The organism is Chitinolyticbacter meiyuanensis (genome assembly GCF_008033135.1).
Lineage (GTDB): Bacteria > Pseudomonadota > Gammaproteobacteria > Burkholderiales > Chitinibacteraceae > Chitinolyticbacter > Chitinolyticbacter meiyuanensis.
The window spans coordinates 59,770-71,685 of sequence record NZ_CP041335.1; the positions used below are offsets into that span (position 1 = coordinate 59,770).

The 11,916-nt window shown below is 65.5% G+C and carries 9 protein-coding genes; 6 read left to right on the top strand and 3 right to left on the bottom strand.

Features of this window, described 5'->3' with window-relative positions; translation table 11 throughout:
• Window positions 1-604 precede the first annotated feature (604 nt).
• Window positions 605-1,903, top strand: coding sequence for an SUMF1/EgtB/PvdO family nonheme iron enzyme (locus tag FLM21_RS00175; RefSeq protein ID WP_148713635.1), 1,299 nt, complete (start codon window positions 605-607; stop codon window positions 1,901-1,903).
• A 96-nt stretch (window positions 1,904-1,999) separates the two neighbouring features.
• On the opposite strand, the gene FLM21_RS00180 is transcribed toward FLM21_RS00175, so the two are convergent.
• A complete protein-coding gene (locus FLM21_RS00180) occupies window positions 2,000-2,884 on the bottom strand; it encodes a helix-turn-helix domain-containing protein (RefSeq protein ID WP_187360020.1) in 885 nt (294 codons plus the stop codon).
• Between the two features lie 400 nt (window positions 2,885-3,284).
• On the opposite strand from FLM21_RS00180, the gene FLM21_RS00185 reads away from it, so the two are divergent.
• The 4 genes from FLM21_RS00185 (at window position 3,285) to egtB (ending at window position 8,435) form a co-directional block, all read left to right on the top strand.
• Window positions 3,285-4,823 (top strand): glycosyl hydrolase family 18 protein, encoded by a 1,539-nt coding sequence (locus FLM21_RS00185; RefSeq protein ID WP_187360021.1) that lies wholly within the window; start codon window positions 3,285-3,287, stop codon window positions 4,821-4,823.
• A 163-nt stretch (window positions 4,824-4,986) separates the two neighbouring features.
• Complete coding sequence (locus tag FLM21_RS00190) at window positions 4,987-5,967, top strand: hypothetical protein (RefSeq protein WP_148713638.1); 981 nt, start codon at window positions 4,987-4,989, stop codon at window positions 5,965-5,967.
• Window positions 5,968-6,144: 177 nt separating this feature from the next.
• The gene (egtD, locus tag FLM21_RS00195) at window positions 6,145-7,185 is read left to right on the top strand and encodes an L-histidine N(alpha)-methyltransferase (protein WP_187360022.1); all 1,041 of its coding nucleotides are present in this window, start codon (window positions 6,145-6,147) and stop codon (window positions 7,183-7,185) included.
• Complete coding sequence (egtB, locus tag FLM21_RS00200; protein WP_148713640.1) at window positions 7,182-8,435, top strand: ergothioneine biosynthesis protein EgtB; 1,254 nt, start codon at window positions 7,182-7,184, stop codon at window positions 8,433-8,435. The genes egtD and egtB overlap by 4 nt, the downstream gene beginning before the upstream one ends.
• A gap of 5 nt (window positions 8,436-8,440) precedes the next feature.
• Here the strand turns inward: egtB and FLM21_RS00205 are convergent, their stop codons facing one another.
• On the bottom strand, window positions 8,441-8,707 hold the full coding sequence (locus FLM21_RS00205; protein WP_148713641.1) for a hypothetical protein: 267 nt from the start codon (window positions 8,705-8,707) through the stop codon (window positions 8,441-8,443).
• Between the two features lie 645 nt (window positions 8,708-9,352).
• Between FLM21_RS00205 and fusA the strand changes: the two genes are divergently transcribed.
• Window positions 9,353-11,377, top strand: a complete 2,025-nt coding sequence (gene fusA / locus FLM21_RS00210) for an elongation factor G (protein ID WP_148713642.1) — start codon at window positions 9,353-9,355, stop codon at window positions 11,375-11,377.
• Between the two features lie 34 nt (window positions 11,378-11,411).
• Here the strand turns inward: fusA and FLM21_RS00215 are convergent, their stop codons facing one another.
• Entirely contained in the window at window positions 11,412-11,741 is a 330-nt protein-coding gene (locus FLM21_RS00215; RefSeq protein WP_148713643.1) for a four-helix bundle copper-binding protein, read from the bottom strand.
• Window positions 11,742-11,916: the final 175 nt, after the last annotated feature.

The window sequence follows — 11,916 nt, forward strand, 5'->3', positions numbered from 1 at the left end:
TTGGCCTATCGACTATCGCATCCATTCCGAATGCATACAAATGCATGTCTGAGGAATTTCACGAACGGCAAGACAGGGTTTTATTTAACAATAAAAATCAACAACTTAACTATTTATGCGCCGACAAGTGAAATCACGGGCAGCGCAAGCAAATGCAGCTGCGATCCGTCACTCACCTTGATGAGATCGCCATCGTGGTAACGGCAAGCATGGCAGCGGAGCCGAGCTCACGCCTGCCGCCATCGAGTGCATGACTTCAAGCTAAAAAACCACGATCTTGGCTGCGCTGATACGCCTATCCACCTGCGCTACAGGTAGCTCGCAGGATTTTCCGTAGAGACCACGCCTAGTTTTCAGCGCCAAGTGCCGCACGGACAGCAAGAATCCGCGATTTCCGCGCTTTGGTTTTCACGCCGGACCCATGCCGATTTTCAGCATTAACACATCAGCAGATAGCAATGAACATGTTGTTTTTAAACAAGTTTTCTTATTAAAAACACATGCTTGCTTGAGCATGCAATGCGATCCATGCACCTTGGCGATGCCTGAGTGACATGCCGATGGGGATCGGCGCAGGCATCAAACCAAAGATGGAGGATGTTTCATGTTGGATCGCAACAATCGCCGCGCGGCAATCTCTCGCCCGGCTCAATCCCGCGCAGCCCGCACCTCCGGGCTGAAGGTACTGGGCGTTTCCCTGCTGCTGGCGCTGGCCGGCAATAGCTGGGCTGCGGCCTGGCAGGCCAGCGCCGCCTATACCCAGGGCGACATCGTCCACCACCAGGGTCAGGAATGGCTGGCCAAGTGGTGGACGCAGGGCGAGGCGCCGGGCGCCAACGCTGCGGCGTGGCAGCTGGCACCGGCAGAAGACACTGCTACCGCATGGCAGGCCGGCACGGCTTACCAGGCTGGGCAGATCGTGCTGCACGAGGGCAAGCTCTACCAGGCGCAATGGTGGACCCGCGGCAATACCCCGGCGCCGCAAGGGCCGTGGAAAGCGCTGGGTACCGGGGTGAAGGCCAAGCAGTTCGTGCGCGTGCCAGGCGGCACCTTCATCATGGGCGCCACCATCCAGGGCAACGTGAATTACGAAAACGAATACCCGATCCACCCGGTGACGCTATCGCCGTTCTGGCTTTCCAGCACCGAAGTCACCTATCGCCAGTTCGATCGCTACACCCGCGCCACCAACCAGCCGCTGCTGAGCTCGCTCGACGCGGGCGGCATGGATTTCGGCCGCGGTGAAAATCCGGCGGTGAACGTGAGCTGGACGGCGGCGATCAAGTACATCAACTGGCTGAATCAGCAGAAGGGCTGGCCCAAGTCCTACAACGAAACCACCGGCGACCTGCTCGATGCCGCCGGCCAAGCGACCACCGATGTCGCCAAGGTGATCGGCTATCGCCTGCCGACCGAGGCCGAATGGGAATACGCGGCGCGTGACCGGGGCCAGGACATCATCAACGCCTGGGGCAACGGCGCGCCGTTGATCAACGGCAAGCCGGCCGCCAATATCGCCGACATCAGCCTCAAGTCCTTCTTCGAAGGCGAGCTCGGCATTCCGCTGCCGCCGTGGATGGTCATCTGGGAAGTCACCGACGGCTATCCGCGGCTGGCGCCGGTAGGCAGCTTCGTGGCCAATTCGCTGGGAATCTACGATCTGTCCGGCAATGCCTGGGAATGGACCACCGACAAGGAGCGCGTCTACACCACGGCCGCGCAGACCAATCCGGTGGGCACCGGTACGGCACCGGGCCGCGTAATGCGTGGCGCCAGCTGGGATAACGGCCAGGAGATGCACATCACCGACCGTTATGCCGGCAACCCGGCCGAAAGCACGGGGGCCACCGGCTTCCGCCTGGCACGCTCCACCGCTTCCACCCTGCAGGATCAGGGCCAGTAATCCTGGCTGCGGGCGCCGCAATGGCGCCCGCTCCGGTGCGGTGGGCAAATGCCTGCCACACCGGCCCGCTTCAGCACGTTTTGCAAACAAGATGACTCAAATCGGCACGCGGCCTTCCTTGACGAGGCGGCTCGGTGCACAGCCGAAATGCTCGCTGAACCGGCGGGAAAAGCTGGCGATCTCCTGGTAGCCCAGTGCAATGGCCACATCGGCCACACGGCGCCCGCCCAGCAACCACTCGCGGGCCAACTGCATGCGGATCTCGAACACCAGCTGCGCCGGCGCCCGACCGTAGCGCCGCACGCATAACCGGTAGAGCTGGGTTGCGCCGAGGCCGACACGGCGGCACAGCTCCGGTACTGCCCAATTGGCCGCCGGATCGCGCCGGATCTCGTCGAGCACGCGCAACAATGCCTGCTCGCGCTCCGGCCGCTCGCCCGCCAGCCCCAGCAAGCGTTCGAGCTGGCGGCTGACCAGCTCCAGCGCCTGCGGCACCAGTGCATCGTGCGCGCCGTCGTTGCTGAGCTGCGCCTCGCGCTGCAGCAGCGATACCGCGTCGAAGAGCCGCGGCCCGTGCACGGTCTCGCCCACCCATGGCCGGCTGCGCTCCAGCGATTCCCAGCGCGTGTCGTCGTTGAGCAGCAGCCAGACATGCGGCATCGGCGCGTTGCCCATCCGTCGATAACCGCGATGCCCGCGCGCCGGCAACACGCCGAACTGTCCTGGGCCCACCTGCCAGCGCCGCTCGCCCTCGTAGAGCTCGGCCATGCCGCCCAGTACCGCGATCACCACATGGAACGGCGCATCGATGCGCTCGATGTCGCACGGCCCGTCCGGGCAGCCGACCCCGCACATGAAGAGGCCGTACTGCCGCAGCGCCGGGCACGAGGCATGGTGGTAGATCTGCGCGCCAACCAGGCGCGAGATCTCCGACTCCGTCTCACCGGTCAGCTCGAAACGCTCGTAGTAGATGGTGGCCATGCAGCGATCCCTTGCCATAGCAGGGTGATCGGCAACGGCACGATCCCCCGCAGAATCGGACAAATCCCAAGCAAAAACGGGACATTCAAATGGCCAGAACCCGCCAATTAGAATGCCTGCAGCAATATCCACCAGCGTGAATGAGCAGCGGCTTATATCAGCCCGGCTTCATCCAACACTACGGATACCGCCCCCCTTGAAACGGGGTTTTACTGCCTGGCCCGCGCTGATTCAACTGGATTAGAAAACACTGTTGGCTCCGGCATTCAAACGCAACAAATGCATCAGCCAATGCTGAATTGGCATTGCCGCAATGGGTTCAATCTGCCCAATTGCACTCGGCAATCAAAAGGTCCGGTACAGGACGCCACGCACACACCGACACGGATGGAGAATCGTCATGAAGCCATGTTTCACGCATCGCACATCGTATTCACCGGCCCAGCAGCGGTGGCGCCGAGCGGGCAGCGGGCTCGCAAGCCTCGCGCTGTTGCTGGCGCTCGCAGCCCCACACGCCTGGGCCGCAGCCTGGCAGGCCAGCAGCGCGTATACCAAGGGCGATGTCGTCAGCCACCAGGGCCAGGATTGGCAAGCGCAATGGTGGACCCGTGGCGAAGTGCCAGGCAGTGCCGGCGGCGCCTGGCAGCCGGTACAGGCGCCGGGCAATACGGCCTGGCAGGCCAGCCGCGCCTACACGGCCGGCGAGACGGTCAGCCACGGCAGCCAGCGTTATCAGGCACGCTGGTGGACGCAGGGCGAGGAGCCCGGCAAGCGTGAAGTCTGGAAGCGGCTGGACCCGGTGCGCAACGACTACAAGGTGGTGGGCTACTACATCTCCTGGGGCCAATATCCCACCTTCGGCAATTTCACGCCGCTGAAGATCAAGGCCGATCTCTATACCCACCTCAATTACGCCTTTGCCGCGGTGAATGAAGCCGGCGAAGTGGTGATGGCCGATCCCGGCGAATGGAACAACGGCAAGGGCTGGGGCGACCAGGCCAATTTCGCCCGGCTTGCCGAGCTGAAACAACAATATCCGCACCTGAAAACGCTGATCTCGATCGGCGGCGGCGGCCGTGGCTCCAAGTATTTCTCCAATGCCGGGCTCACCGCCGAGAGCCGCCAGCGCTTCGCCGACAGCGCGGTGGCCTTCATGCAGCGCTGGGGCTTCGATGGCGTCGACATCGATTGGGAGTTCCCTACCTTCGCCGTCCATCCCGAGAACGTGCTGCGCCCCGAGGACATCCACACCTTTCCGCTGCTGTTCAAGACGGTACGAGCGGCGCTCGACGCCGCCGGCAAGGCCGATGGCAAGCAGTACCTGCTGACGCTGGCCTCCGAAGCCAACCCGGCCAACCTGGTGAAATACGACTGGAAGGCGGTAGCCGCCAGCGTCGACTGGATCAATGTCATGGCCTACCAGTACGCCGGCCCGTGGGCGCTGGAGTCGGGCCATATCGCGCCGCTGTATGCCGACCCGGTCTCCGGCAAGCCGCCCAAGTACAACGCCGACGGCACGCTGCAGACCTACCTGCAGCTGGGCGTGCCCCCGGCCAAGCTGCTGATGGGCCTGGAGTACAACGGCCACCTCTGGACCGGCTGCCAGCCGCAGCACCAGGGCCGCTATACGCGGTGCAAGGGCATCGGCAAGAGCACCTGGGATTACCCGACCGAGGGTGCGCTCGACTACCAGGACATCAAGCGCAACTACGTGAACACAAACGGCTACACCCGCTACTGGTCCGAATCCGCCCGCATGCCCTGGCTGTTCAACGCCGAGACCGGCAACTTCGTCGCCTACGAGGATCCGCAATCGCTGGGCGAGAAGCTCAAGTACCTGCAGCAGCACCGGCTCGGCGGCGCCATGGTGTGGGAAGTGACCGCCGACCGCGACGACGACCTCGCCCGCCTGGTGGCTGGCGAGCTGCTGAAGAAATAGCTGGCCCATCCGCCGCAGCCGATCCGGGCCGGTGATTCGATGCGGACCTCACCACCCGCCCGCAAGCAGCGGCGGGCGCGGGTTGCGCTCGGCCGCGGCAACGGCACCGTGCCGTTCGTTTTGCCCACGACAACACCTTTCCCACCGATGTGAGGACATCATCATGACACGCAGGAATCTCGCCCTGGCTTGCACCATTTCCGCCGGCCTGCTCTATCCCGCCGCCCATGCCGAGGACCCAGGTCTGTTCGAGCGCAGTGCGGGCAAGGCCCAGCGCATCAACTGCGCCCGTGATCCACAGGCGCTGAAAGCCGCGCTGGAGCGCCGCAGCGGCGATGCCGAGAAGCTCCGCTTCGTGGTCGCCGGCGAATGCCAGGGTCCCCTGCGCATCACGCAAGGCAGCGTCGATATTGTCGGCGATGCCGGCCAGCCCGGCGCGATCCGCATCACGCAGCCGGGCGAGCAGGAGGCCGCGATCCTGGTGCGCGCCGCCAGCGCCCGCCTCGCCAACCTGAACATCCTGGTGCCAGTCGGCGCGGCCGCGATCAAGGCCAAGGCCAATGCCACTGTCGAGATCGACCGGGTGACCACCAATGCGCAAAGCGACTGGGGGGCACCGCGCGGCCAGTTCGTGGTGACGGACAGCAGCAGTGTGTTCTTCACCAACCAGGTGGCCGCCGAAGTGCTGGTGGTCGGCGGCTCGTCCGCCGAATTCGAGGCCGGCAACAGCCAGACCGTGCTCGACATCCGCGATACCTCCGCGGTGAAGTCGAGCGGCAACGGCAATCACTTCAAATCGGCGGTGCTGTCGGCCAACGGCTACTTCCTCGCCGACAACCAGGCACGGATCGACGCACTGGCCATCTGGGGCAAGGCCAGCGCCGAAGTCACCCGCGCCAGCCGGGTGGGCACGATCGACATGGGCGGACAGACCCTGTTCGCCGCCTACCTGAACTCATCAGTGACCGGACCTTACGGCATCTACGGCAACGTGGTGTTCGAGCTGGAGCACTCGACCGCCACCGGCTGGAAGACAGTCAACAACCCCCACGCCATGTTCATCGGCAACGAGGCCAATGTGAACGGCACGGTCTACCCCGGCTGGAGCTGGTCGGGCCAGGACGGCAGCCAGCCCCAGCAATAAGCCGCTGTCGCTCGGACCGTACGCTGCAGGGCCACGGCCCTGCAGTTTTTCATGGGTCGTGTGTAAAAACTGCAATCGGCTGCTGCGTTTGCAACAGCCAGACCCAGGCACGCCACTTGCCCCAATGCCCGACACGGCCGCGCCGCCGGGGCGCGGCCATCCGCACAGGGGATGCGCATGGCCACCTCGTTTTCGTTCGATTCCTCCTCCCGCCGTGGCTGGTCGCCGTTCGCCACGCTGCACGACACGCCGCTGATCGAGACCGGCGCACTGGAAAGCCCGCAGCAACGCCAGGCCGGCTTGCTGGCCGGGCTGATGCAATCGCCGGCGCGCATCGATCCCAAGTTCTTCTACGACACGCAGGGCTGTGCACTGTATGGGGCAATCTGCCAGCTGCAGGAGTACTACCCGGTCCGGCTGGAATCGGCGATCTTCCGCTGCTACCGCCAGGACATCGCAGCGCTGCTGCCCAATCACTGCCTGTGGGTGGACCTTGGCTGTGGCGACGGCAGCAAGTCCTGGCCCTGGCTGGAAGCCGTCGATGCCGCTGGCTACCTGGGCGTGGACATCGCCGAGGACTGGCTGGCGCAAACGTTGCAGGCGGGCGCGGAGCGCTTTCCGGACCTGACCTTCTCCGGCGTGGTCACCGACTTCAGCCAGGCACCGCTGTTGCGCGCGGTGCTGGATCATTGGCTCGACCAGCCGCCGGTGCTGTTCTACCCGGGCTCGTCCATCGGCAACTTCGCCCCGGCCGATGCACTGGCGCTGCTGCAGGCACTGCGCCAGCACCTCGGGCCGAACGGCCGACTGCTGATCGGTGTGGACGCGCCCAAGGACGAAGCGATGCTGCGCGCGGCCTACGACGATGCACTCGGCGTGACGGCGGCGTTCAACCGCAATGTGCTGCGGGTGGCCAACCATGAGCTCGGCTGCAATTTCGAGCCGACCGATTTCAGCCACCATGCCCAGTTCAACCGCAAAGCCAGCCGCATCGAGATGCGGCTGGTGGCACGGCGGCCGGTGACGGTGCAGCTGGGCAGCAGCACCCGGCAGTTCGCCACCGGCGACGCCATCGTCACCGAGCATTCGTACAAGTACACGGTCGAGCGCTTTGCCGAGCTGTTGCACGAGGCAGGCTACGGTGGCCTGCGGCACTGGAGCGACGATACCGGGCACTACCACGTGTTCGTCGCGGCGGCCGCGCCGATGCACGCATGAAGTCCGAATCGCCGCAGGCGCTGGCCGGGCAGCATGCGCTGCTGCAGCACTATGGCGCCGTGCGCGCCCACTCGCTGCAGCTGGTCGAAGGGCTGTCGGCAGAAGACTGCATGGTGCAGTCGATGCCGGATGCCAGCCCGCTGAAATGGCATCTCGCCCATACCAGCTGGTTCTTCGAGACCTTCGTGCTGGCCGGGCAGGCAGACTACCGCCCGTTCGATCCGGCCTTTCGCGTGCTGTTCAATTCCTACTACGTCGGCATCGGCGAGCGCCACGCCCGCCCAGCCCGCGGCGTGCTGTCCCGGCCCCCGCTGGACACGGTGCTGGCCTACCGCGGTCACGTGGATGAGGCGATGGCCAGGCTGCTGCAATCGGCGCTCAACGAGTCGCAAACCGCGCTGGTGGCACTGGGCCTGCAGCACGAGCAGCAGCACCAGGAATTGATGCTCACCGATCTGAAACATCATTTCTGGAGCAACCCGCAGCACCCGGCCTACCGCCAGCCACCCGCCATTGCCAAGGTCGAGGCCAAGCCGTCGCAATGGCTGCACTATCCCGGCGGCGGCGTGGAAATCGGCCACGGCGGCCCGGGCTTTGCTTTCGACAACGAAACGCCGCGCCACGCGGTGACGCTCGGCGGATTCGAGCTTGCCTCGCGCCTCGTCACCAATGCCGAATACGCTGTCTTCATTGCCGACGGCGGCTACCGCCAACCGACACTGTGGCTGTCCGACGGCTGGGATTGCTGCCAGCGTGAAGGCTGGCAGGCGCCGCTGTACTGGCTGGATACCGTTGGCAAGCATGCTTTCACGCTGTATGGCGATCAGGCGCTCGAGCCGTCCGCGCCGGTGGCCCACATCAGCTACTACGAGGCCGACGCCTATGCCCGCTGGGCCGGCGCACGGCTGCCGACCGAGGCGGAATGGGAACATGCGGCCAGCGCACCGCTGAGCGCCATCGACGCGGCGGCACCATTGGAACCGCAGCCGGCGCACGGCCCGGGGCTGGCGCAATGCCATGGCACGCTCTGGCAATGGACCGGCAGCGCCTACCTGCCCTACCCCGGCTACCGACCGCTGCCGGGTGCGGTCGGTGAGTACAACGGCAAGTTCATGATCAACCAGATGGTGCTGCGCGGCAGCGCCTGCAGCACGCCGCCTGGCCACGCGCGCAGCAGCTACCGCAATTTCTTCCCGCCTGCCGCGCGCTGGCAGTTCAGCGGCATCCGGCTGGCGCGCGATCCGGGCTGATGGGCCTATTCGTGGCGCAGCTGCTCGCGCTGCGGCGGGTTGTCGGCGATGCGGTCGTTGGCCTTGCGTGCACCGACGCTGAGTACCAGCATCACCACGCCGCCCAGTACCATCAGTGCCGCCAGCGGCGGCATCGCCAGCAAGGGCAGGCTGCCGACGATCATCAGCACGCCGACGATGCGCAGCATCAGCGCCCAGTTGCGGCCCTGCAGATCGCGCGGCGGGGCCACGGCGGGGGTGCGGTCAGTCCGCTCGGTAGGTTGGTTTGCCATGATGCGCTCCTGGTCCAAGGCCGGATTGGCCTGTTCCAGCTGGAGCAAGAAGCGCGCCGCACGACGAACGGCATTGCCCGCCCCCTTTGAAAGCACGATGATCCGCCCCCACTAATACAGCACGTGCCCGGCGTATTCCGCCGCCGCACGGGTACCTGGAGCCTTTCGATGATTGCCAACCTCTCGCCCCTCGCGATTGCCCGTCCCGCCAGTGCGGTGGTCGGCATGCGCGTATGCGGCGCAAATCACGCATTGAAGGTTGTCATCACCTAGGTGCCGCGCATTGCCCGGTGCCTGGTCACCGGGTACCCACATCCAGCAAACCCCGGTCTCTCCACCGGGGTTTTTTGTTTTCCATGTTCAACCAGGGAGTTCGCCATGCGGACCTACGACAAGCAGATCGAAACAATTCGCGCCAGCCAAGGGAAGCAGGGCTTGCGCCCTTCCTTTGGCGCGGTTTTGGCTGCCGTCGCGGGTTCACCCGGCACGGCGGCCCCAGCGCAAGACACGGCACGGTCATTCCCCGAGGGGAAGACCCCGACACCCGGCCCATAGCGGCCCGGCGCGCGCCCTTGCAGGGCTGAAACCCGTGCTGATCGACCAGCAGTGCCTGGCGATCCCGGGTTCGAACAGGATGAACACATCATGGAAACCAGAAACGTACGCAATATCGGCATCATCGCCCACGTCGACGCGGGCAAGACCACCACCAGCGAGCGCATCCTCTATTACACCGGCGAGAACCACCGGCTGGGCGAGGTGCACGATGGCGCCGCCACCATGGACTACGACCCGCAAGAGCAGGCGCGCGGCATCACCATCAACAGTGCGGCCACCACGGTGTTCTGGCAGGGCACGCAGATCAACCTGATCGACACCCCCGGGCACATCGATTTCAACATCGAGGTGAACCGCTCGCTGCGCGTGCTCGACGGCGCCATCGTGCTGTTCGACGGTGTGGCCGGCGTGGAGCCGCAGACAGAGACCAACTGGCGGCTGGCGGACAAGTACCGCGTGCCGCGGCTGGCCTTCATCAACAAGCTCGATCGCACCGGCGCGGATTTCCTGCGCGTGGTCGGCATGATCGAAGCGCGCCTCGGCGTGGCCGCTGCGGTGCTGCAGCTGCCGATCGGCACGGAAGGCGATTTCAGCGGCGTGATCGATCTTGTCGGCATGACCGCGCTGACCTGGCCGACTGGCCATGATGCCGCGCCGTACACCCGTGGCGAGATCCCGCCCGCGCTGCGTGCCGAGGCCGAGCGCCACCGTGGCCGCCTGCTCGACACCGTGGTGGACCAGGACGACGCGCTGCTCGCTGCCTATCTCGATGGCCAGCCGCTGGACGAGGCTGCGCTGCACGCGGCGATCCGCCGGGGCACGCTGGCCGGTGCCTTCGTGCCGGTGCTCGCCGGCTCCGCCTTCAAGAACAAGGGGGTGGAACCGCTGCTCGATGCGGCCGTGGCCTACCTGCCGGCGCCGGGCGACATCGCTGCGACCGGTGAGCACGACGTGGCATTCGATCCGGGCGGCCCGCTGGCGGCGCTCGCCTTCAAGGTGGTGCAGGACGACCACGGCGCACTCACCTTCGTGCGGTTGTATCGCGGCCGGCTGGCGGTGGGCGACAGCGTGCTCAACACCACCAGCGGCAAGCGCGAACGCATTGCGCGGCTGTACGAAATGCACGCCGACCGCAAGCGCGAGAAGACACGCGCCGAGGCCGGCGACATCGTTGCGCTGGTCGGGCTGAAGAGCACGGTGACCGGAGATACCCTGGCCGATGCGGCGCATCCGGTGGTGCTGGAGCGGATCGATGCGCCGGAGCCGGTGATCGACATCGCGATCGAGCCGCGCACCCAGGCAGACCAGCAACAGCTGTCACGTGGGCTGCAGGCACTGCTGCAGGAGGACCCGAGCCTGCGGCTGCGGCAGGATGCCGAAGCCGGCCAGACCATCCTGTCCGGCATGGGCGAGCTGCAGCTGGAAGTGACACTGGAAAAGCTGCGCACGCGCTTCAAGGTCGCAGTCAGCACCGGGCAGCCGCAGGTGGCGTATCGCGAGACCATCGCCCACGCGGCGACGGTGGCGCACGTGCACAAGAAGCAAAGCGGCGGCCCTGGCCAGTTCGCGGCGCTGACCTTGCAGGTGGAACCGCTGGCGCGTGGCGAAGGGCTGCAGTTCGATGACCGCATCAGCGGCGGTGCCATCCCGCGCGAGTTCATTCCGGCAGTGGCAGCCGGTGTGATGCGCGCGGCAAAATCCGGCGTGCTGGCCGGTCACCCGGTGGTCGACCTCAAGGTGACGCTGCTCGACGGCGGCTACCATGAGCGCGATTCGTCGCAACAGGCGTTCGAACTCGCCGCCGGCCAGGCGCTGCGGCTGGCATTGCAACAGGCGGGGCCGGTACTACTGGAACCGGTAATGGCAGTGGAAGTGGTCACGCCGCAGGATCACATCGGTGATGTGATCGGTGACCTCAACCGCCGCCGCGGGCTGGTGCGCCAGCAATCGGCGCGCGGCAATGCCGCGGTGATCGAGGCCCATGTGCCGCTGGCGCAGATGTTCGGCTACATCGGCAACCTGCGCGCCTTGAGCAGCGGTCGCGCCAGCTTCACCATGCAGTTCGACCATTACGCGCCGACGCAGCGGCAGGCCGAACCCATCATTCGCTGACCCTGCGAGGCGGGCACCACGGTGCCCGCTTTTTTCAGCCCGCCATTGCCCGGCAGATCTCGGCACACTGCCGGCACGCGATGGCACAGGCTTGGCAATGCTCGGCATCGTGCCGCGCGCATTCGGCCGCGCAGGCTTCGCACAGTTGGGCACAGATCGCACACAGTGCCGGCGCAAAGGCGCTGCCACGTGCCATCAGCGCCGCCGACAGCGCACACAGGTCGGCGCAATCGCGATCAAGCTTGATGCAGGCCGCCATCTCGGTTGCATGCCCCTCGCTGAGGCACGATGCGGCGCAATGCTCGCAGGCGACGAAGCAGGTCTGGCAAGCGGCGATGCAGTCGGTGAAATCAGTCTGTTGCATGAATGTCTCCTGGCGGTGCGATCAAAACCGACAGGGCAAATTTCATGCCGCGGGTGATGAACTTACAGTCACGCCCAGCCAAAAACTTTCATCGCACCGCGTGAAATGAAATGAAACCACTTTCACTCACAGCCGGTGACAAAGCCAGCAGCGACCAATGTGGATGAATCGGGGC

Coding starts and splice junctions, on each gene's coding strand:
- egtD (WP_187360022.1), top strand. CDS start 6,145: ATGGCCACCTCGTTTTCGTTCGATTCCTCCTCCCGCCGTGGCTGGTCG.
- FLM21_RS00175 (WP_148713635.1), top strand. CDS start 605: ATGTTGGATCGCAACAATCGCCGCGCGGCAATCTCTCGCCCGGCTCAA.
- FLM21_RS00215 (WP_148713643.1), bottom strand. CDS start 11,741: ATGCAACAGACTGATTTCACCGACTGCATCGCCGCTTGCCAGACCTGC.
- FLM21_RS00205 (WP_148713641.1), bottom strand. CDS start 8,707: ATGGCAAACCAACCTACCGAGCGGACTGACCGCACCCCCGCCGTGGCC.
- FLM21_RS00185 (WP_187360021.1), top strand. CDS start 3,285: ATGAAGCCATGTTTCACGCATCGCACATCGTATTCACCGGCCCAGCAG.
- FLM21_RS00180 (WP_187360020.1), bottom strand. CDS start 2,884: ATGGCCACCATCTACTACGAGCGTTTCGAGCTGACCGGTGAGACGGAG.
- FLM21_RS00190 (WP_148713638.1), top strand. CDS start 4,987: ATGACACGCAGGAATCTCGCCCTGGCTTGCACCATTTCCGCCGGCCTG.
- fusA (WP_148713642.1), top strand. CDS start 9,353: ATGGAAACCAGAAACGTACGCAATATCGGCATCATCGCCCACGTCGAC.
- egtB (WP_148713640.1), top strand. CDS start 7,182: ATGAAGTCCGAATCGCCGCAGGCGCTGGCCGGGCAGCATGCGCTGCTG.